A 22,545-nucleotide genomic window follows, 5' to 3' on the forward strand; every position below is an offset into this window, starting at 1 on the left:
TGGGTGTGTAAGCGTAGCGATACGTTGAGCTAACCAGTACTAATGAACCGTGAGGCTTAACCTGACAACACCGAAGGTGTTTTGTCTGAGAGACAAAAAGTAGATGAAGTAGGCTTGTTTAAGATTGAATTACTGGTTGCGAACCGATAAAAGGGTGAGGAACGGGTAATAACAGAATTTGCTTGGCGGCCATAGCGCAGCGGTCCCACCTGATCCCATGCCGAACTCAGAAGTGAAACGTTGTAGCGCCGATGGTAGTGTGGGGTCTCCCCATGTGAGAGTAGGGAACTGCCAGGCATTAAATAAGACGAGAAAGCCAACCCACTGGGTTGGCTTTTTTGCGTTTGGAATTTAGTGTTTTTAAAAATAGGTTTAACGCCTGTTGCGGTAAACTATAAAGTAGTCGTCAATTATTAAAATTGCCCTAATTTAGGGCATGCGATTAGCAAAGATTTTGGCGAGAAAACGCCGCAAGAACAGTTCGTTCTGAAATTTCTAAATATTCATCCATTGCTATTGCAGCTTCTTGTGCTTTTCCATCCATTAATAATCTCAATATATGTTCATTCTTCTCAATATAAGGCGCATGAAGAAGCTGAGGATCGTTTAATAAACCGAAAGCTAACCGTAATTCAGCAGAAATTAATTGATATTGTTTAAATAATCTAGGGCTATCAGAGAGCTCAACAATAGCGGTATGAAAATGCATATTGCATGTACCAACACCATTCCAATCTTGTTGATTTTGAAAAACTTTAGCTTCGTTGACTTTATTTATCATCTTATTTATCGCGGGATGCATTGAATAAGAGTGGCGTAAAGCATCACATTCAATTAATCGTCTTACACGATAAATATCCATAATAGTTGCCATATCTGGCACGGAAACAAACACACCACGATTAGGTTTATAAGTAAGAAGCCCTTCTTGTGTAAGAATACGAAACACTTCTCTTAATGTATTACGAGAAATTTCTAAAGTTTCACTTAAGGCAGTTTCAGAAAGTTTCTCACCAGGAGGTAATTCTCCAATAGTGATTTTTTGCCGAATAATATCAGCAACTTTTTGGGAAAGAATTTGTGGTGTGATTTTTTTTTGCATTATCTTCTGCTATAGACCCCAATAGAAGAATCTATTCTATCAGTGAGTTCTATAATATATAACCTCTATTGTGTCAGTATGTCGAACCTCTCACTGACTGAGGTATCGATTTATTTCTATTTTTATAAATAGAGTTAACGCCCTTATTAGCAGCGTTTAATCGCTAGGCTTAATTCCCCTTCAATATAATGCACCATTATTGAGCATGCTACATTTTAATGCTTTATTTAAGTGCATTTATTCCTCTTATTAAATACTGTTAAATGTCAAAATAATGTTAAAAAAGTGATCTTGTTTGCATTTTTAGAACGCCATATTTAAATCTATTTGCTTATTTATTCATCAACAATTATTAATTGTTCAACAATTCAGTATCAGGTGATTAACAATCTGGATGTGGTGCTCAACAATGGCACGTTAATTGCCTAAGTAATAATAATTACAATAATGATGATAAAGGGGGTAGCTCATGGCTACACAAGATACTGCAAATACAGCTCCAACTTCGTTTATAAAAAATAGGCGCTCGTCGTTAATTGCTGCCATTTTTCTGATGGCGACATCGGCGATAGGTCCCGGTTTTATTACTCAAACAGCAACCTTTACAGCAACAATGGGGGCTGCTTTTGCCTTTGGTATCTTAGCTTCTATTGTTATTGATTTTGTTGTTCAACAAAGTATTTGGCGTGTAATTACGGTTACTAATATGCGCGCTTCCGATATTGCCAATAAAGCAATTCCAGGTAGCGGCTATCTATTAGCTGTATTAGTTATCTTTGGTGGATTAGTTTTTAACGTTGGTAATATTGCTGGTGCGGGGTTGGGATTAAACGCCATGGTAGGGCTTGATCCTAAATGGGGTGGTATTTTAAGCGCCCTGTTAGCTATTTATATTTTCTCATCACGTAAAGCGAGTAATTTTATTGATCGAATGATAATTATTCTTGGTCTGGTGATGATTTTATTAACACTGTTTGTCATGATTGCCTCAAATCCTCCTATTGGTGAAGCACTAAAACAGAGCGTTTTACCGGATACAATTAACTTTGCCACTATTACAACTATTGTTGGTGGTACGGTTGGCGGTTATATCTGTTATGCCGGTGCTCATCGTCTGCTTGATAAAGGTACAACAGGCATTGAGAACATTGAAGCCGTTTCAAGTGCAGCAACCAAAGGTATTTTAGTGGTTGGTTTGATGCGCTATATCTTATTTCTTGCCATCCTTGGTGTTGTTGCCAGTGGTGTTACACTTGATATCTCTAGCCATGCAGCAAACCCTGCTTCACAGGCATTTCAACATGCTGCCGGATTAACGGGATTACGTATCTTTGGATTGATCTTATGGGCTGCTGCATTAACAAGTGTGATTGGTGCTGCTTATACCTCCATGTCATTTATCACGGTATTTAAAAATGGTATTACAGAACGCCAACGTAATATCGCTACCATTATTTTTATCGCCGTTTCATTAGTTATTTATATGGTTATGGGCACTGCACCCGCTGCTCTATTGGTTTTTGCTGGCGGTTTTAATGGCTTAATTTTACCTATCGGTATGACGTTATTTATTTTTGTTGCATGGCGTCGTCAAGATTTAATGAATGGCTATAAATACCCAGCATGGCTGTTATGGTCAGGCATTATTGTGTGTGCATTAACCTGGTATATGGGTGTTATGTCAGTAGGTGCTATTTTCAATTACCTCAATATTGCTTAAGAGAATAAAAACGATGATAAAGGCGATAGATTTAAACAGTGATCTAGGTGAAAGCTTTGGTCAATGGACAATGGGTAATGATGCTAAGGTTTTAGAAATTGTCAGCAGTGCCAATATTGCGTGTGGTTTTCATGCCGGCTCTCCTGATGGAATTTTAAAAACGTTAAAGGCGGCAAAGCCTCATAACACGGCAATTGGAGCACATGTTGCTTATCCTGATTTAGTCGGTTTTGGGCGTCGTAATATGGATATTGCCAGCGATGAGTTAACCGCTGATGTAATTTACCAAATTGGCGCTTTACAAGGATTGGCAAAAACGGTTGGTTTAACGGTTACTTATGTTAAACCTCATGGTGCACTTTATAACACCATTGCCCATGATAAACGCCAAGCATTGGCTGTGATTGATGCAATTTTAGCGATAGATCCACAGCTAGTCTTGGTTGCATTAGCCGGATCGCCTCTGATCGCTTTAGCAAAAGAAAAAGGGCTACGGGTTATTGCCGAAGCTTTTGCTGATAGAGCGTATCACTCTGATGGTACATTAGTTTCACGTAAAGACGTGGGGGCTGTTTTACATGATCCTCAACTTGTTGCGCAAAGAATGTTACGACTGGTACAAGAGGGGGGGATTGAATCAATTGAAGGCATATTTACCCTAATACAAGCAGACTCAATTTGTGTTCATGGCGATAGTCCAGATGCGGTTAATTTAGCGAAAAGCGTAAAAGAAATCCTTATTCAACATGGTGTTGAAATTAAACCTTTTGCACCTTCTTTAATAGAAAAAGAGGTGTAAATAATGACTAAATTAATGAAAGCCACATCGGATGCGATGATTAAAGCACAAGAAGCAAGATTGGCTATTCGCAATGGTTTATCCATACCAACAGCTGGAATGGCTAAAGGTATGACGCAAGCCAATATGATAAGTCTACCTCGTGATTGGGCATTTGATTTTCTACTCTACGCGCAACGTAATCCTAAAAGTTGCCCGATTTTAGATGTATGTGAATCAGGTAGTTATCACACTATTTTGGCGGAAGATGCTGATTTACGTACAGATATCCCACTTTATCGCGTTTGGGAAAATGGTAAGTTAGTTGATGAAATAACAGATGCCACTGAAATTTGGGCACAACATCCAGATCTAGTCACATTCTTAATTGGTTGTAGCTTTACTTTTGAAACGCCTATGTTAGAAGCCGGTATTGAAATTCGTCATATTACTGATAATTGCAATGTTCCTATGTATAAAACTAATCGCTTATGCCGTTCAGCAGGGCGATTAGAGGGGGAATTAGTGGTTTCAATGCGACCAATTCCCGCAGATCGTGTTGCTGATGCGGTGATGATCAGTGGACGTTTCCCTTCTGTACATGGTGCGCCTGTGCATATTGGCGATCCTACTGCATTGGGGATCTTTGATATTATGTCACCTGATTTTGGCTCACCCGTCAGAATAGAAAAAGGCGAAATACCAGTATTTTGGGCGTGTGGTGTTACACCTCAAGCTGCAGTGATGCGTTCCGGTGTTCCTTTCGCATTAAGCCATGCACCGGGGTATATGTTTATTACTGACGTACCTGATGCTGCTTATCATGTATAAAAAGGAGATATATTATGCGTTTTTTACCCGTTAATTTATCTCACTTACTTGTTGAGCTCTCATCTTTAAAAGAGACATTGGCACTTTATGAATCGATAAAACAAGCTGATATTTCAGCAATACAAGATATTGTACCCGCTGCAAAAACGCTATTAATTCACTATAAACCATGGTCAATTACTGCTGAAGAACTTACTTTTCAGATCCGACAATTAGAAGTGAAATCAGTATTGGCGCGTCAAACGCAATTACTGACGATCCCTGTTCATTATCAAGGTGAAGATCTTAATGAAGTAGCTGAATTATTGGGGATCAGCACAACTGAAGTGATCCGCAGACATACCGATCAAGAGTATCAAGTTGCCTTTACTGGATTTGCACCGGGATTTGCTTATCTTATTGCTGATGAAACGTCGTTATATGTTCCTCGTCGAAAAACACCACGCACAAGAATACCCGCTGGATCAGTGGGATTAGCCGGAGAGTTTAGTGGCGTTTATCCACAACAAAGTCCCGGCGGTTGGCAGCTAATTGGCACTACAGACATTAAAATGTGGGATCTTTCACGTCAACAGCCAGCATTTTTATTACCAGGAAATAACGTCCATTTTATTGATGCAAAAAAGAGACCGATAACGATTTCATTACCTGAGAAAAAACAGACGACTAAATCACCTCTTTTATTAAATGATAAAGGGTTATATGTCATTTCAGCAGGGCTACAAACGTTATTCCAAGATGAAGGGCGTATTGGTTCAGCATCAATGGGGGTTTCAGCATCGGGCGCATTAGATAAACCAGCGTTACATGCTGCTAATCGCTTAGTGGGTAATATGCCAACGTTAGCGGCTCTTGAAATCACTCAAGGTGGATTGACATTAAAAGCGCGACAAGATTGCGTCATGGCGTTAACAGGCGCTGCTTGTTCTATCACCTTAAGACATAAAACGGGTGATATTGAGTATTTTAGTGGATATCAACCATTAGATATTCGTTGTGGTGATGAGCTTGCTATTGGTGCACCTATTGCTGGTGTACGCAGTTATTTAGCCGTTAGAGGTGGATTTTCACTGCCTAAAATATTAGGTAGTCATGCTTTTGACACCTTAGCGCAAATTGGTCCTAATGCATTGTGTGAAGGTGATGTGCTCCATCTTAATAACGAAACCGTGCAAAGCGGCATTATTGTTGAAGAGCAGCCGTTAGCTGAATTACCTAAACAAGGGGATACCGTTACACTTGATGTTATTTTGGGACCTCGCACCGATTGGTTTACCAAGGCGGCAATAAACACCTTAACCTCTCAATTATGGCAAGTAACACCGCAATCTAATCGTATAGGGTTACGTTTATTAGGTAACACGCCTTTAGAACGTGAACAAAAACAAGAGCTTTCAAGTGAAGGCACTTGCATTGGTGCAATTCAAGTACCGATTAATGGGCAACCAGTTCTTTTTCTTAATGACCACCCATTAACAGGTGGCTATCCCGTTATTGGTGCGGTTGCTGAATATCACTTGCCGCTGGCAGGACAAATACCCATTAACGCCAAAATCCGTTTTAACCCCATCACCCCATTTCAGGAATATTGATAGGAGCATGCCACTCATGACAACAACCAACCAAAAAAGTAGAGTGAAGCATCGAGTACTTATTGCTAACAGAGGTGAAATCGCTGTTCGTATTATTCGTGCTTGTCAGGACTACGGTGCCACTTCAATAGCGATTTATGCTAATGATGATATTGATTCACTGCATGTTCGCCTTGCTGATGAAGCTTATGGATTAAATGGCAATTTACCTAAAGAGAGCTATTTAGATATTGATAAAATTATCTCGATTGCCCGTAAAAACAAAGCAACCATGATCCATCCCGGTTATGGCTTTTTGTCAGAACGCGCTGATTTTGCCAAAGCGGTACAAGATGCTGGGTTTATTTGGGTGGGTCCTGATCCTGAAACGATAGAAGTGCTTGGTGATAAAGTACAAGCGCGAAAAATTGCGCAATCTGTTGGTGCGCCATTAGTCAATGGTACGGCTGATCCTGTTAATGATGCGAAAGAAGTTTTAGCTTTTGCTCAACAATATGGTTTACCTGTCGCAATTAAAGCTGCATTTGGTGGTGGTGGTCGAGGTTTAAAAATCGCCCATAAAATGGATGAAATTGAAGAGCTTTATCACTCAGCAGTGCGAGAAGCGGTGACCGCATTTGGTCGTGGTGAATGTTATGTTGAGCAATTTTTGGATAAACCTCGCCATATCGAAGCACAAATTATCGCTGATAAATTAGGTCATGTGGTGGTGGTTGGGACTCGAGATTGTTCGCTACAACGTCGTAATCAAAAATTAATAGAAGAAGCGCCAGCACCTTATTTAAGTGATGAACAACGTCAACGTATTCATCAATCTGCAAAAGATATCTGTGCGAAAGCAAATTATGTCGGCGCAGGAACCGTTGAGTTTTTATTAAGTGCTAATGGCACTATCTCTTTTCTTGAAGTCAATACACGTCTACAGGTAGAGCATCCTGTCACTGAAGAAACAGCAGGTATTGATTTAGTTATAGAACAGCTTCGTATTGCCGAAGGACTGCCTTTAAGTATTGATAAAACACCTGTGCCGCGTGGTCATTCATTTGAATTTAGAATAAATGCTGAGGATCCAACGAAAGGTTTCTTACCTACACCGGGATTAATTACTCATTTTACCCAACCGTCAGGTCCTGGTGTCCGAGTTGATAGTGGCGTGGCTGAAAATAACCAAGTATCGCGCCAATTTGATTCTATGATGGCGAAACTGATCGTAACAGGGGCAACCCGTGAGCAGGCAATTTCTCGTGCTCGTCGTGCATTGTCTGAATTTAAAATAGAAGGCGTTGCTAGTGTATTACCTTTTCATCAAGCAATGATGGAACAGAATGATTTCACTCATGAATTTAAGGTGCACACTCGTTGGATTGAAACCGATTTTACTCACACTGAAACTCATTTTCCTCGTAGTACACCAGCAAAAACAGAAGAGCTAGTGCGCACCTTTATTGAAATTGATGGTCGTCGCCATGAGCTCGCATTACCGGCACAACTCTTGTCTTTATCGGCTGTCATACCAACAGCAATGAGTGTAAGTAATGTGAAAGAAGAGAATGAAAAAGCAGTAACTGCACCAATTTCTGGCGTATTACATAGTTGGATCTTATCTGATGGCGAGAGCGTCAATGAAGGTGATGTTATTGCAATTATGGAAGCCATGAAAATGGAAGTACAAGTTGTTGCTTCTCGTGATGGTGTATTACAGCAAAAAGCAAAAACAGGTGAATATTTTTCAGCTGAAGCCATTTTGGCGGAGATTAATTGATTTTTATTTATAATCAATTGATTAATATTAATATTTTTTTCAAATAAAAAGCATCTTAGTCCTGAATTTCAGTAAGCTAAGGTGCTTTTTTATAATAACGTAATTCATATTCCTATTTGTTATATCTAATTCCTTTTGGTTATAAGTTATATTGCTTATAATCCATCCATATTTAGAGGATGACGAAAAGGGAATAAGATGCTGTTAGTAACACAACTACTCATTGGTTCTGTGATTGGTTTAGTTATTACCACAACTGGTGTGGGTGGCGGTGTTATTTTATTACCCGTGCTGATTTATCTTTTTGGTATGAATGCATTAGCCGCGGTGGCGACAGCAAATCTGCTCTCGATGCTGATGAAGCTTTCCTCTTCTTATATTCATTTTCGCTTAGGTAATATTCCTTTAAAGCCTGCATTGCTTATTCTTGGCATTATGTTTCCAGCCACTTTTTTAGCGAGCTATGGTGTAACGTGGTTAGGCAATCAGCCAGAATATTACCAGCGTGTAGAATTAGGCATAAATATCTTAATGATCGTCGCGATAGTTTTTTCGCTAATACTTTTTTTACAACGCATGGTAAAAAAATCGACGGTTGATCCATTAACATTATTAACGCCACCTAATTCGATTACGCTCTCTTCGCTGTTAGTTCCGGGAATGAGTGCGGGCTTTGTTTTAGGTGCGACAGGTGTGGGTGGTGGATTAGTTGTATTACCAGTATTAATGCGTTTTGCTCAAATGGGCATTAAAGAAGCAATAGGAACTTCTATTTTCGTTACCACGATCCTTTCTGGTGGATCTGCTATTGCATATAGCGCTGGTGGATATACCGATGTTCATACTGCGGTGATCCTCTGCTTAGGCTCTCTGTTTTCTATTCCTTTAGCGCGATATCTTTTGATCTATCTATCTGAACGTTTTTTTCAATATTTGACGCTATCCTTTATTGTGATTAGCATCGTTATGATGAGTTGGAAATTGATAAATTAGCGTAATGTAATAGCGAGTGAATAGATTTAACTTTTGGGGTGAGATTCACATTTGGCGAGGGTTTACGGCATTCTTTTGCCAAAAAAGAAAGGTTAAAATGAGCTTAAACGCTACAGAAATCGTTCTAAAATTGGGTGTGTTTGGCTCTTAAAATCGTGCTGAAGTGTTCTGATGGTGTTTAACGGGCTGTTTTGAGTAGCAAACTCGCCCGTTTAATATAATGGGTCTTATCTGTATCAGTTTTATAACCACTATTCCTTTACGGTTAAGAAAAATGCATTAGCAATTATTACCAATAATATAAATATTATTAATAATAAATTAGCAGACAGCTCTCCATATTTTATAGAAAGAAGTATATCACCGCAGATAAAAAACATTAAATAAAAGTATAAAATACCAATTCTATACTTAATACTTTTATTTTTGTTATTATTCATTTTAAAAAAAATAATAACATTAATTATAGTTAAGATAAAAAATATATATAATTTCATTTTATTCATCCATAAGTCGACCATCAATACTTACCTTGTAAGGATTTCCATTTTCATCTAAACATCGGTAATAATAAGGAGGAGAGCTTGGATTACCTGTAACTAGGATAACTGACTCACAATGTTCAACAATATATTCTACATTAGTGATTTTTTCCGGTTCAGAAAGGCTTAACATTAATTTTCCCGACTCTTTATCAAATACAAAAGCATTTTTAATATCCCCTTTTATTTTAGTTATATTAATTAAATTCCCGAATATTTCTAATGATAAAAATGCTTTATTGACTCGCTTAACCAAAGCTCCTTAAAATGATTTTAAGACATTAATAATAGTCAGAGTTTAAAGTAGTCATTAAGCGATATCGGGAAACAGGGCGGTGATGTTTAAAAAAGGAAATACACCAATCAGATAAAGCAAAAAGATCATGCCAATAAGTGTCAATATTGAAGCTTTAGTGACTTTGATACTCTAAATCTTGCACATACATTGCTAATATAGAGATTCGCAATTTAGTTTCAGCAATAGAAAGCGAGCTTATTACGATTTCTTGAATACCATTAATAGTGAGAGAATGATAATGAACATTAAGATCGGTGATGAATTTTTAGTTTATATGGCATTAGGCGAAGAGAGTTATATGAAAGAGTATTATCGTGTGATTGAACTCGATAAAGACTTAGGGCAAGTAACAGGAAAATTGCTAAAAAGAACAACGGCAGATGATAAAAATATTGGTTTAGGTCGCTGTGAATTAGAAGGTGGAATTGAGCAATTTGCATTAGAAGATATCTATGCTGTTGAGAAGTGATCCTAATAAAGGATCACTCTATTTTTTATTTAATTCGTTATCCAACGCTTTAGGCTATGGGTGCCTTTTCTGGCAATGCAGATTTTGGTAAACCAAAGACTTTGTCAAACAGCCAATTATAAACAAAGGTATAGCAAGGAATAATAATAATTAGCGCAAAATCCATCACTAATGCTTGCCATAATGAAACATTTAACCACCATGCTATTAATGGGATTAAATAGACCACCAGTGTTAATTGAAATCCGATAGCATGAATAAACCGACGCCTAAACGTGCGAATTCTTGAAACTTGGCGGCTTTCCCAAAATTCAAATAAGCAGTTATAAATAAAATTCCAACTCACAGCGATTGTGGTTATCACTAATGCAAGTGGTCCTGTTACTGCGGTTGAGCTATCTGCTAGCAAGGCTAATCCCACCGAAGAAATCACCCAGCCAAAAATTTCATAAGCGGTAACGTAGATAATTTTTCGTTTAATTCCTTGCATCTTGTTCTCTTTTTCTGTGGATAAGTGTCGTTAAGCATCGTAAGATAAATCAGCAAGAATGACAGAAAAAGTCAGCTAGTATCAATTTAACTGAAACATCAGGAGTGAACATGCAGTTCTCTAGTGAACATATTGCGTTATTTTTAGCCGTGATGGATAAAGGCTCTTTCTCTGCGGCTGCACGTTCATTAAAACGCGTTCCATCAGCAGTAAGTATGGCAATTGCCAATATGGAAGCGGAGTTGGGTTATGCTCTTTTTGAGCGAACATCACGTGAGCCTCAACCCACAGAAAAAGCCAAAGCACTTGAGCCTCATGCCAGAATGATCGCTGAGCAACTAAAATTATTACAGGCACATGCTCAGGAACTATCAATGGATCTTGAGAGTGTATTAAATATTGGTGTTGCAGCGGATATTAACCCAGATTATTTATTGCCCGCATTATCAGAACTGACCCAACGTTACCCATTACTTAATGTGAATGTAATAACCGCAGCGCAAGATGACATTATTGAAATGCTCCATTTGCGCAAAATACAACTCTGTTTAGTTTATGGTGGAATGTACGTTAATGGTGATGAGCAATTCCAATATTTAGGCTCTGAATCGCTGGTTGCGACAATTTCAGCAAGCCATATCGCACTTGCACATCCAGCTGGTGTATTTATTGAAGATTTAGTTAATGTTCGCCAAATAATTATTGCGAGTCATACTCAAGAATTACGTGATGTACGCTCTTTAGTGGCGACAAACTATTGGCAAACAGATAGTTTTCAAATGGCGTTAGGTATGGTTGAAGCCGGAATGGGATGGGGTAATTTACCTTATTCGCTGATTTATACTCAGCTTCAAAAAGGTAAACTCAAACAGCTTCAATTTAAGAATACAAAAAATGAATTACGTTTGCCCATTCATGCAATGTGGTTAAAAGGGGAATCATTGCAAAAAGGGGCAAAAGAGTTGGTCGAGCTAATGAATATTCATCAGCCCACTACGCCTAATATTAATTAATCAACCCGCTGTTGATGAACCCAAACGGCGACTTCAACACGTGATTTTAATTTCATTTTTTTCAGCAAATGTTTAACGTGTACTTTAACGGTACTTTCGGTGATATCGAGCTTACGGGCAATCATCTTATTAGATAGTCCTTGAGCGATTAATTTTAAAATATCACGTTCACGTGGCGTGAGTTGTTCGATATCTCGCTCACCTTCAGATCGGTCTTCGCGTAATGATTCTGCCAAAATAGGTGTCAGCGCTGGGCTTAATACCATTTTTCCTGCGGCGGCTTGTTTAAGTGAAGAGAGCAGCTCTTCAGGCTCCATATCTTTTAGCAAATAGCCATCTGCGCCGCGTTTTAATGCAGTAACAAGATCGTCACTATAGTTAGAGACACTAAAAACCACGATCCGACCCGATAATGATCGTAATCTAAGTTGATCAAGCGTTTCGAAGCCATTCATTCCCGGCATATTGAGATCAAGTAGAATTAGATCAGGATCGAGTTCTTCAGCTAATTTTACACCTTGAATGCCATCACCTGCTTCACCAACAACAGTGAGCGTAGTATCAAGGCTTAATAACTGTTTTACGCCATTACGTAACATCGGGTGATCATCAATCAATAAAATCGTCGCTTTCTCTGCGATAGACTCCATATTATTCATTATGACTTGCTCCATTTTCGACAGGATCTTTATGAGTAGTTATCAATGGAAATTTAACAAATACTTGGGTACCGCCCTGTTCACGTACCTTTATAGTATAAGAGCCATTTAGGCTATTTGCGCGTTCACGCATAATAATAAGACCGTAGTGATTAAGCTTTTCAGGATTAGGGGTTATGCCTTCACCATTATCATTAATTTTTAGCTCAACAAACCCTTCATGCAGGCTTAAAGCCACTTCAGCCCAATTGGCATTGGCGTGTTGTAAAATATTGTTTAATGCCTCACGAACAATTTGTACCACATGAATACTTTGGTGTGAATTGACACATTTAGCGGGTAACTGATAGTCAAAGCTTACAGAAAAACCGAGTCGTTGGTTAAATTCATTAAGTGTGCTCTCTAATGCGGCTAAAAGCCCTGGTTCTGTCAGTTTTAAACGAAATGTGGTTAGTAACTCTCTCAGTTGACGATAAGCCACATTAAGTTCTTCACGCATCTCTTTTAAGAGTTTTTGGCAATTATCTGGCAAGGTTTCAGACTGCATCTGCAAATAGCTTACTTGCATTTTTAAACATGAAAGTGATTGTGCGATAGAGTCGTGTAATTCGCGGGCGATAGCTGAACGCTCATCCATTAATAGCAACTGCTGTTGCTGCTCATTTTGCTGTTCCATTGCCAGCATGGCTGAAATTTGTTTAGTGAGCAGTAACATCAGATTATCTTGCTCATCAGTAAGTTGCCTAGTTTCAGGTAATTGCATTACAAATAATCCATAGCGATGGATTTGATCTGCTAATTCCCAATGTAATAACTCACTATGTGGCGACGTCTCTATAGGTAGATTTTCTTCACAGCGATCACATTGTTGATCTGGACAGTGATCGGGTCGCGACTGAGGTGCCAAATTTATCTCATTAAAGAGTGTGTGATGATTATCTTCATAGAGTCGAATTTGCAAATAAGCATCAGGAATAATTAACTGTAGTTCATGCAAGATTTGTCGTAAACGGGCACAAAGTGGGGCTTGGGAGTGTAATTGTTGACTAGAGTGATACAAATAAGAGAGTACTTGATTTTTCTGTTGTAAATCATGGGTTTTCTCTACCACTCTTTTTTCTAATTCACTATAAAGGGTAGAAAGCTCTTCAGACATTGTATTAAATGCGATACCTAATGTGGCTATCTCGTCATGGTGTGTTCTCTGATTAAAGCGAGCAGAGAAATTACCATGACCAATAGAATTAGCCATTGCCATTAATTGTTGCCAAGGGTGGAATAATCGCCGACGAAAATGCCAAACAGAGCCGAAAAGCAACAACAGAGTAAGAGCGGTAAAAATAAGTTGAGTGTAAGCCACCAGCCTAATTTTTTGCTCTGTGAGTTGATCAATACTGAGCACTAATTTATCAAGTTGTTCGACAAAACTAATCACCTCTTGCTGCGCTGCTTGAGGCTGTTTTGCTAATAATAGTGTTGGTTTTAGCTTCTCTTTCCAATATTGAGTGAGTTCGCTGTATTGTGATTTTAACGATGATGTACTGATAACTTGCAGTAATTCTTCACTATCTAAATCGCGCTCTAGTTCATCAATATAATAGTAATGAGTATTGTCTAAAGGCAAAGTGGCTAATAAGCGATAGCTCTGCATACGCAAAGAGCCTGATTTATTAATCGCATGAGCATTTCCTTGCACACTCAGAACAATATGGTTAGAGATAGCCATGCCGACAACACCTAATAAGGTAAATAGCAGCATTAATATTGCAATCTGATTAATAATTGAAAAACGGTAATTCCATCGAATTCGGTTTACAGTCATCTCTATTTTCCCATCTTTATTCTGCGGCTATCTTGCCTTAAAAACTCATCAAAAGTCACATACTACTAAAGTATTACCCCCTAATAGATAAGGTGAATAATTTCATAGGTAAATTATGAGTTTTTTGTCTTAATTAATTGATTGTAAAATTAAATATTTACATAACCCTATTAATACTTAGGTGTAAATTGGTATTTTAGCTTAAAAATTAAACAAATGTTTGCTTGATTCAGATCATAACTCGTTAACAATTCTAATCGTAAAAAGGTGCCAATCTTACTGTTAATAGAGGTCGTTATGGCACTCACTCAACACCCGGAAAAAATGAAAAAAGGGGTGATAGAAGACTGGCATCCTGAAGATAACGCTTTTTGGGAGAAGACAGGTCAAAAAATCGCTTCACGTAATTTATGGATTTCAGTTCCTTGTTTACTTTTATCATTCTGTGTATGGATGCTTTTTAGTGCTGTTGCAGTGAATTTAAACAAGGTTGGCTTTAATTTTACCACTGATCAGTTATTTATGCTGACAGCCCTACCTTCTGTTTCAGGGGCAATTTTACGTGTTCCTTACTCATTTGTGATCCCTATTTTTGGTGGTCGTCGTTGGACTGCAATTAGTACTGTTTTCTTGATTATCCCTTGTTTGTGGTTGGGTATGGCAGTTCAAGACACCAACACATCTTATTCTACCTTTATTGTTATCTCTCTATTGTGTGGTTTTGCTGGTGCAAACTTTGCATCAAGTATGGCAAATATCAGCTTTTTCTTTCCAAAAGCACGACAAGGTGGCGCATTAGGCTTAAATGGCGGCTTAGGTAATCTGGGTGTTAGCGTCATGCAGCTAATTGCACCATTAGTGATTGGTGTGGGTGTCTTTACTCTGTTTAGTGGTCCCGGTGTTGTTCAGCCCGATGGTTCTCGCATATGGCTAGAAAATGCAGCGTGGATTTGGGTACCATTTTTATTAATTCTCACTTTTGCTGCTTGGTTTGGTATGAATGATTTAGCAGCAAATAAAGCCTCACTAAGCCAACAGTTACCTGTACTTAAACGTGGTCACCTCTGGTTATTGAGCATTTTATATTTATGTTCATTTGGCTCGTTTATCGGATTTTCTGCGGGTTTTGCCATGCTATCAAAAACCCAGTTTCCCGATGTGGTGATTTTACACTATGCCTTTTTTGGTCCGTTATTAGGTGCGTTAGCACGCCCAGTTGGCGGTGCGTTATCAGATAAGTTTGGTGGTATTAACGTCACGCTAATCAACTTTATCATTATGGCAATTTTCTCTGCACTCCTTTTCCTAACGCTTCCTGAACAAGGTGCTGGTGGCTCTTTTATCGCCTTTTATGGCGTCTTTATGGTGCTGTTTTTAACTGCTGGTTTAGGTAGTGGATCTACCTTCCAAATGATTGCCGTCGTGTTTCGCAAAATCACGGTTGATCGCATGAAAGCACAAGGGGCAACAGATGAAGCGGCTCAAAAAGAAGCAGTCACTGAAAGTGCCGCGGCATTAGGTTTTATCTCTGCCATTGGTGCGATAGGTGGCTTCTTTATTCCAAAAGCGTTTGGTACTTCATTAGCAATGACAGGTTCACCTGCCGGGGCAATGAAAATTTTTGTTCTGTTTTATATCGCCTGCGTTCTGATTACTTGGTTGGTCTACGGACGCAATCACAACAAACAATAATGACAAATTATATGCAATGTGAGCGCTATCGTGCGCATTGGGAGAGCATCTGATGAGTAAGTTTCTCGATAGATTCCGCTATTTTAAACAGCTTGGTGATACTTTTTCTAAAGATCACGGGCAAGAGTTAACCGTTAATCGCGATTGGGAAGATGGTTACCGTAGTCGTTGGCAACATGACAAAGTTGTGCGTTCTACACATGGTGTAAACTGCACAGGATCATGTAGTTGGAAAATCTATGTCAAAAATGGGTTGGTGACATGGGAAACCCAGCAAACGGATTATCCACGTACACGTCCTGATCTACCAGATCATGAGCCTCGTGGTTGTCCTCGTGGTGCAAGTTATTCTTGGTATTTATACAGTGCGAATCGCGTTAAATACCCAATGGTACGTAAACGTTTGATTAAATTATGGCGTGAAGCCAAAGCTGAGCATCGTGATCCTGTTGATGCATGGTCTTCAATTATTCACTCACCAGAAAAAACTAAAAGCTATAAACAAGCTCGTGGTCGTGGCGGTTTTGTTCGTTCTTCATGGTCTGAAGTTAATGAGTTAATTGCAGCGGCAAATATTGTTACGGCAAAAGAGTTTGGTCCTGACCGTATTATCGGTTTCTCGCCAATTCCTGCAATGTCGATGGTGTCATATGCCGCAGGCGCACGTTATTTATCATTGATTGGTGGCGCTTGCCTAAGTTTTTATGATTGGTATTGCGACTTACCGCCAGCATCACCAATGACTTGGGGTGAGCAAACGGACGTTCCTGAATCAGCTGACTGGTATAACTCATCTTACTTGATAGCTTGGGGTTCTAACGTTCCGCAAACACGTACCCCTGACGCGCATTTCTTCACAGAAGTTCGTTATAAAGGCACCAAAACCGTTGCGGTAACACCTGATTACGCTGAAATCGCTAAACTTTGTGATCAATGGTTAAATCCAAAACAAGGTACTGATAGCGCAATGGCGATGGCGATGGGACACGTTATTCTTAATGAATTCCACGTTAAGCGCCAAGCAGAGTATTTCCGTAACTATGTGCGTACCTATACCGACATGCCAATGTTGGTAATGTTAGATAAACATGACTCTGGCAATTTAGTCGCGGGTCGTATGTTACGTGCGTCTGATTTAGTCAACAATCTTGACCAAGAGAAAAACCCAGAGTGGAAAACTATTGCTATTGATGAGCAAACTCAGCAATTAGTTGTACCTCAAGGTTCTATGGGATTTCGTTGGGAAGGTGCCGCTAAATGGAATCTCGAACCTAAAGATAGCAAAACGGGCGAAGAGATTACTTTCCAATTAGGTCTGTTAGATAATCATGACGATGTTGTCGATGTTGCTTTTCCTTATTTTGGTGGTATTAAAAGTGAATACTTTGAAGGCGTTGCACTTGATGATGTCTTAGTTCATAAACTACCCGCCAAACGTATTACGCTTGCTAATGGTGAAGAGAAATACGTTACAACAGTCTATGATTTGCTGTTAGCAAACTATGGTGTGGATCGCGGTTTAAATGATGAAAACTGCGCGGCAACTTACGATGAAGTAAAAGCCTACTCCCCAGCATGGGCTGAAAAAGTCACCGGTGTAAGTCGTCAAGATATCACCCGTATTGCACGTGAATTTGCAGATAATGCAGAGAAAACGCATGGGCGCTCTATGGTGATAGTGGGTGCGGGCATTAACCACTGGTATCACATGGATATGACCTATCGCGGCATTATTAATATGCTGATTTTCTGTGGTTGTGTCGGTCAAAGTGGTGGTGGTTGGGCACACTATGTTGGACAAGAAAAACTGCGCCCACAAACAGGTTGGTTGCCACTAGCCTTTGGACTTGATTGGCAGCGTCCACCGCGTCATATGAACAGTACATCATTTTTTTATAACCACTCAAGCCAGTGGCGTTATGAAACGGTATCACCAACAGAGCTGTTATCACCATTAGCGGATAAATCACGCTTTAGTGGCAGTTTGGTGGATATGAATGTGCGCTCAGAACGCATGGGCTGGTTACCTTCTGCGCCTCAGTTAAACCTTAATCCACTCTCTATTGCGAAAAAAGCGCAACAAGCGGGTGTGAGTGCGGCAGATTATACCGTTAATGCTTTAAAAACCGGTGAAATTCGTTTTGCTTCTGAACAACCTGACAATCCACAAAACTTCCCACGTAACTTATTTATTTGGCGTTCTAATTTATTAGGATCAGCCGGTAAAGGGCATGAATATTTACTCAAGTATCTGCTAGGTACTGAAAATGGCTTACAAGGTAAAGATTTAGGCGAACAAGGCAACGTAAAACCCGAAGAAGTGGAGTGGTTAGACAAAGGTGGTGAGGGTAAAGTCGATTTAGTGGTGACGTTAGACTTTCGTATGTCGAGCACTTGCTTGTTCTCTGATATCGTTTTACCAACCGCAACATGGTATGAAAAAGATGATATGAATACCTCGGATATGCATCCATTTATTCATCCATTAACTGCCGCCGTTGATCCAGCTTGGGAATCTAAAACAGACTGGGAAATCTATAAAGGTATTGCAAAAACCTTTTCTGAATTATGTGTTGGTCATTTAGGGGTTGAAACCGACTTAGTCACTCTACCTATTCAACACGACTCTGCCGCTGAAATGGCACAGCCTTTTGATGTGAAAGATTGGAAAAAAGGCGAATGTGACCTTATTCCAGGTAAAACTGCGCCACACCTTATTCCTGTAGAGCGTGATTATCCTAATACTTATGCGCGTTTTACCTCATTAGGTCCATTAATGGATAAATTAGGTAACGGTGGTAAAGGGATTATCTGGAATACACAAACTGAAGTCGATTTCTTGAAAAAACTCAATCGTGTACGTCACGATGGTGTTGCTAAAGGACGCCCTGCAATTGAAACGGCAATTGATGCGGCTGAAGTTATTCTCTCTTTAGCGCCAGAAACTAACGGACAAGTTGCAGTAAAAGCATGGGATGCACTGAGCAAAGTAACAGGGCGTGATCATACCCATTTAGCAACGGTGAAAGAAGACGAAAAAATTCGTTTTCGCGATATCGTTGCTCAGCCACGTAAAATTATCTCTAGCCCTACATGGTCTGGTCTTGAAGATGAGCACGTCTCTTATAACGCCTGTTATACCAACGTTCATGAAATGATCCCTTGGCGCACCATTAGTGGGCGACAACAGTTGTATCAAGATCATGAGTGGATGCGTGCTTATGGCGAGAGCCTCGTGGTTTATCGTCCCCCTATTGATACTAAAGCGATAGATTCAGTAAAAGGTAAAAAACCAAATGGTTTCCCTGAAAAAGCGCTGAACTTCCTGACTCCACACCAAAAATGGGGGATCCACTCTACGTATAGCGACAACTTATTAATGTTAACGCTCGGTCGTGGTGGTCCTGTGGTTTGGTTGAGTGAAGACGACGCTAAAGAGATGGGAATTCGTGATAACGACTGGGTTGAAGCTTACAACAGTAATGGTGCATTAACAGCAAGAGCGATAGTTAGCCAACGTATCCCTGATGGCATGATCTATATGTATCACGCACAAGAGCGCCAGATTAACTTACCAGGTTCTGAAATAACCGGAATGCGTGGTGGTATCCATAACTCGGTAACACGAGTATGTCCAAAGCCTACTCATATGATTGGTGGATATGCTCAGCTCTCTTATAGCTTTAACTACTATGGCACTGTGGGTTCTAACCGCGACGAGTTTGTTGTGGTACGTAAGATGAAACAGATTGATTGGCTAGATGGTGAAGGTGATGCTTATCAACAAACCCTGAATGGACAGGAGAAGGCATAATGAAAATTCGTTCACAAGTCGGCATGGTACTGAACCTCGACAAATGTATCGGTTGCCATACCTGTTCAGTTACCTGTAAAAACGTTTGGACTAGTCGCGAAGGTGTTGAATATGCGTGGTTTAATAACGTTGAAACCAAACCGGGTATAGGGTATCCCCAAAATTGGGAAGACCAAGAGAAGTGGAAAGGCGGCTGGATAAAAAATATCAAAGGTAAGCTAGTTCCTCGTATGGGTAACCGTGTTGGCTTACTATCTAAAATTTTTGCTAACCCAGATGTGCCAGCATTAGATGACTATTATGAACCCTTTGACTATGACTATGAGCATCTAAAAAATGCACCAGAAGGCTCGTTGCCAACTGCTCGCCCACGTTCACTGATAACCGGTCAGCGTATGACTAAAATCGAAAGAGGCCCTAACTGGGAAGACGATTTAGGTGGCGAATTTAGTAAACGTGCCGCGGATACTAACTTTGCTAACATGCAAAAAGAGATGTACGGGCAGTTTGAAAATACATTTATGATGTATTTACCACGTTTATGTGAACACTGTCTTAACCCTGCTTGTGTTGCAACTTGCCCAAGTGGCGCGATCTATAAACGTGCCGAAGATGGCATTGTGCTTATCGACCAAGATAAATGCCGCGGATGGCGCATGTGCTTAACTGGATGCCCATACAAAAAAATCTACTTCAACTGGAAAAGCGGTAAATCAGAAAAATGTATCTTCTGTTATCCACGTATTGAAGCCGGTCAGCCAACGCTCTGCTCTGAAACCTGTGTTGGTCGTATTCGTTATCTTGGTGTCATGCTTTACGATGCAGATAAGATCTCTGAAGCGGCAAGTGCGGATAACGAGAAAGATCTGTATCAAAGCCAATTAGATATCTTCTTAGATCCCTTTGATCCTGAAGTTATTGCTGCGGCTGAAGAGCAAGGGATCCCTTTAAGTGTGATTGATGCTGCACAACGCTCGCCTGTTTATAAAATGGCGGTTGATTGGAAATTAGCGTTACCACTACACCCCGAATATCGCACACTTCCAATGGTGTGGTATGTGCCACCTTTGTCACCGATTCAATCTGCGGCTGATGCGGGTGTGCTGCCTCATACGGGGGTATTACCTGATGTTGAAAGCTTACGTATTCCAGTTCAATACTTAGCAAACTTACTTACAGCGGGTGATACAGCGCCTGTTTTATTAGCGCTAAAACGTATGTTAGCAATGCGCCATTTCAAACGAGCTGAAACCGTTGAAGGTATTACAGATCTCAGTGCCTTAGAGCAAGTAGGATTAACCGAAGCTCAAGCTCAAGAGATGTATCGTTATCTAGCGATAGCTAATTACGAAGATCGCTTTGTTATTCCATCAAGCCATCGTGAATTAGCAAGAGAAGCATTCCCTGAGCGCAATGGTTGTGGCTTTAGCTTTGGTGATGGTTGTCATGGTAGTGATAGCAAATTTAACCTATTTAATAGCCACCGTATTGATGCTATCGATATCACGTCGAAAACACCGCAAGATGAGCGTCGTTCAGAGGAGAAAATATAATGATCTCTTTGAAAGTTATCTCTCATCTATTGGATTATCCCACTGAAGAGTTATGGGAAAATCGTAATGAAATGATTGATGCACTAGAGGAAGCAGATGAGCTTCCTGTTACTCAGGTTGCAAAACTAATGGCGTTTATTCGTATTTTAATGCAACAAGAGTTATTAGATGCGCAATCTAATTACAGCGAATTATTTGATAGAGGCAGAGCCAGATCGTTGCTGTTATTTGAACACGTTCATGGTGAATCTCGCTCCCGTGGTCAGGCAATGGTTGATCTATTAAATCAATATCAACAAGCAGGGATCACCTTAAATAGCCGTGAATTACCTGATTACTTACCAACTTACCTTGAATACTTAACATTGTTGCCAGCAAAAGAGTGTATTGAAGGTTTAAATAATATTGCCCCTATTTTGGCTCTGTTAGGAGAGCGTTTAACACAGCGAGGCAGTGATTATCATGTGCTGTTTGATGTGCTGCTGTGTTTATCCGAAAGTGGATTAGAGGCATCTCAACTGTCTAGTCAGGTAGAAAATGAGCCGCAAGATGACACGCCAGCCGCTTTAGATGCAGTTTGGGAAGAAGAACAAGTCACCTTCCTTGGTGAGGGCGCTCAGTGTGGCAGTAGTGATATTAGCCAACACCAACGTCGTTTTGCGAAAGAGACGGCAGTGCAATATCTCAATCTTGGGCGTTCATTGGATACGGGAGCACAAAAATGAATTACATCAATATGATATTGTTTGATATCTATCCTTATATTGCTGGTGCAGTGTTTATTATTGGTAGTTGGTTACGCTATGACTATGGTCAATATACATGGCGAGCTGGCTCTAGTCAGATGTTAGATAAGAAAAATATGCGTTTAGCATCTAACCTATTTCATATTGGTATTATCGGTATTTTTGCTGGTCATTTCCTTGGCATGTTAACGCCTCATTGGATGTATGAATCATTTTTACCAATAGAATACAAACAGATAATGGCAATGGTGGGTGGCGGAACTTGTGGTGTGTTAATGCTGGTGGGCGGTGTAATGTTACTTAAGCGTCGCCTAACCAATTCACGAGTGCGCGCGACATCCTCATTTGGTGACATCATGATCTTAACGCTACTTGTTGTTCAAGTTGCGCTAGGTTTACTCACTATCCCATTCTCAGCGCAACATATGGATGGTAGTGAAATGATGAAGCTGGTGGCTTGGGCACAATCTATTGTGACTTTCCATGGTGGTGCTGCTGCAAATCTTGAAGGTGTCGCGTTAGTGTTTAAGTTGCACATCTTCTTAGGGATGACGATTTTCTTACTATTCCCATTCTGTAGACTGGTTCATATCTGGAGTGTGCCGATAGAATATTTAACTCGCCGCTATCAAATTGTGCGTAATCGTCATTAATTAATAGTCCATCTCC

General features: G+C 39.9%; 18 protein-coding genes and 1 rRNA gene. 14 read left to right on the forward strand and 5 right to left on the reverse strand.

All coding sequences use genetic code 11. From position 1 onward, the window contains the following. The first annotated feature begins 181 nt into the window (after positions 1-181). Positions 182-297, forward strand: a 5S ribosomal RNA gene (gene rrf / locus ABN099_RS03090). Between the two features lie 145 nt (positions 298-442). On the opposite strand, the gene ABN099_RS03095 is transcribed toward rrf, so the two are convergent. Beyond that, complete coding sequence (locus tag ABN099_RS03095) at positions 443-1,102, reverse strand: GntR family transcriptional regulator (protein WP_349462239.1); 660 nt, start codon at positions 1,100-1,102, stop codon at positions 443-445. Between the two features lie 469 nt (positions 1,103-1,571). Between ABN099_RS03095 and ABN099_RS03100 the strand changes: the two genes are divergently transcribed. The 6 genes from ABN099_RS03100 to ABN099_RS03125 all read left to right on the forward strand — a co-directional run bounded on the left by ABN099_RS03100 (position 1,572) and on the right by ABN099_RS03125 (position 8,778). After that, positions 1,572-2,822 carry an NRAMP family divalent metal transporter gene (locus tag ABN099_RS03100; RefSeq protein WP_349462240.1) on the forward strand — a complete coding sequence of 417 codons (1,251 nt, stop codon included), beginning with the start codon at positions 1,572-1,574 and terminating at the stop codon, positions 2,820-2,822. Positions 2,823-2,835: 13 nt separating this feature from the next. Next, a complete protein-coding gene (locus ABN099_RS03105; protein WP_349462241.1) occupies positions 2,836-3,621 on the forward strand; it encodes a LamB/YcsF family protein in 786 nt (261 codons plus the stop codon). A gap of 3 nt (positions 3,622-3,624) precedes the next feature. After that, positions 3,625-4,431: a putative hydro-lyase gene (locus ABN099_RS03110; RefSeq protein WP_349462242.1), complete on the forward strand. Its 807-nt coding sequence runs from the start codon at positions 3,625-3,627 to the stop codon at positions 4,429-4,431. Between the two features lie 14 nt (positions 4,432-4,445). Then, positions 4,446-6,023 carry a 5-oxoprolinase/urea amidolyase family protein gene (locus ABN099_RS03115; RefSeq protein ID WP_349462243.1) on the forward strand — a complete coding sequence of 526 codons (1,578 nt, stop codon included), beginning with the start codon at positions 4,446-4,448 and terminating at the stop codon, positions 6,021-6,023. 16 nt (positions 6,024-6,039) lie between these two features. Then, a complete protein-coding gene (locus tag ABN099_RS03120) occupies positions 6,040-7,785 on the forward strand; it encodes an acetyl/propionyl/methylcrotonyl-CoA carboxylase subunit alpha (protein ID WP_349462244.1) in 1,746 nt (581 codons plus the stop codon). A 198-nt stretch (positions 7,786-7,983) separates the two neighbouring features. After that, complete coding sequence (locus tag ABN099_RS03125; RefSeq protein ID WP_349462245.1) at positions 7,984-8,778, forward strand: sulfite exporter TauE/SafE family protein; 795 nt, start codon at positions 7,984-7,986, stop codon at positions 8,776-8,778. A gap of 498 nt (positions 8,779-9,276) precedes the next feature. Here the strand turns inward: ABN099_RS03125 and ABN099_RS03130 are convergent, their stop codons facing one another. Further along, positions 9,277-9,576, reverse strand: coding sequence for a hypothetical protein (locus ABN099_RS03130; protein WP_349462246.1), 300 nt, complete (start codon positions 9,574-9,576; stop codon positions 9,277-9,279). A 280-nt stretch (positions 9,577-9,856) separates the two neighbouring features. On the opposite strand from ABN099_RS03130, the gene ABN099_RS03135 reads away from it, so the two are divergent. Continuing rightward, positions 9,857-10,087, forward strand: coding sequence for a hypothetical protein (locus ABN099_RS03135; RefSeq protein WP_349462247.1), 231 nt, complete (start codon positions 9,857-9,859; stop codon positions 10,085-10,087). A gap of 49 nt (positions 10,088-10,136) precedes the next feature. Here ABN099_RS03135 and ABN099_RS03140 read toward each other — a convergent pair whose 3' ends face one another. Further along, on the reverse strand, positions 10,137-10,577 hold the full coding sequence (locus tag ABN099_RS03140) for a PACE efflux transporter (protein ID WP_349462248.1): 441 nt from the start codon (positions 10,575-10,577) through the stop codon (positions 10,137-10,139). 110 nt (positions 10,578-10,687) lie between these two features. Here ABN099_RS03140 and ABN099_RS03145 point away from each other — a divergent pair, with 110 nt between their 5' ends. Beyond that, the gene (locus ABN099_RS03145) at positions 10,688-11,590 is read left to right on the forward strand and encodes a LysR family transcriptional regulator (protein WP_349462249.1); all 903 of its coding nucleotides are present in this window, start codon (positions 10,688-10,690) and stop codon (positions 11,588-11,590) included. Here the strand turns inward: ABN099_RS03145 and narL are convergent. Beyond that, positions 11,587-12,240: a two-component system response regulator NarL gene (gene narL / locus ABN099_RS03150; RefSeq protein WP_349462713.1), complete on the reverse strand. Its 654-nt coding sequence runs from the start codon at positions 12,238-12,240 to the stop codon at positions 11,587-11,589. The genes ABN099_RS03145 and narL overlap by 4 nt on opposite strands. Position 12,241: 1 nt before the next feature. Continuing rightward, positions 12,242-14,071 carry a nitrate/nitrite two-component system sensor histidine kinase NarX gene (gene narX / locus ABN099_RS03155; protein ID WP_349462250.1) on the reverse strand — a complete coding sequence of 610 codons (1,830 nt, stop codon included), beginning with the start codon at positions 14,069-14,071 and terminating at the stop codon, positions 12,242-12,244. 297 nt (positions 14,072-14,368) lie between these two features. Here narX and ABN099_RS03160 point away from each other — a divergent pair, with 297 nt between their 5' ends. Genes ABN099_RS03160 through narI form a run of 5 tightly spaced genes read left to right on the forward strand, consistent with a single transcriptional unit; the run spans position 14,369 to position 22,529 of the window. After that, the gene (locus ABN099_RS03160) at positions 14,369-15,763 is read left to right on the forward strand and encodes a NarK family nitrate/nitrite MFS transporter (RefSeq protein ID WP_349462251.1); all 1,395 of its coding nucleotides are present in this window, start codon (positions 14,369-14,371) and stop codon (positions 15,761-15,763) included. A 52-nt stretch (positions 15,764-15,815) separates the two neighbouring features. After that, positions 15,816-19,577: a nitrate reductase subunit alpha gene (locus ABN099_RS03165; protein WP_349462252.1), complete on the forward strand. Its 3,762-nt coding sequence runs from the start codon at positions 15,816-15,818 to the stop codon at positions 19,575-19,577. Beyond that, complete coding sequence (gene narH / locus ABN099_RS03170) at positions 19,577-21,130, forward strand: nitrate reductase subunit beta (protein ID WP_349462253.1); 1,554 nt, start codon at positions 19,577-19,579, stop codon at positions 21,128-21,130. Before ABN099_RS03165 ends, narH begins: the two co-directional genes overlap by 1 nt. Continuing rightward, on the forward strand, positions 21,130-21,855 hold the full coding sequence (gene narJ / locus ABN099_RS03175; RefSeq protein ID WP_349462254.1) for a nitrate reductase molybdenum cofactor assembly chaperone: 726 nt from the start codon (positions 21,130-21,132) through the stop codon (positions 21,853-21,855). Before narH ends, narJ begins: the two co-directional genes overlap by 1 nt. Further along, the gene (gene narI / locus ABN099_RS03180) at positions 21,852-22,529 is read left to right on the forward strand and encodes a respiratory nitrate reductase subunit gamma (protein WP_349462255.1); all 678 of its coding nucleotides are present in this window, start codon (positions 21,852-21,854) and stop codon (positions 22,527-22,529) included. Before narJ ends, narI begins: the two co-directional genes overlap by 4 nt. The last annotated feature ends 16 nt before the right edge of the window (positions 22,530-22,545 follow it).

Origin of the sequence: Proteus hauseri (assembly GCF_040139125.1) — a bacterium.
GTDB lineage: Bacteria > Pseudomonadota > Gammaproteobacteria > Enterobacterales > Enterobacteriaceae > Proteus > Proteus hauseri_B.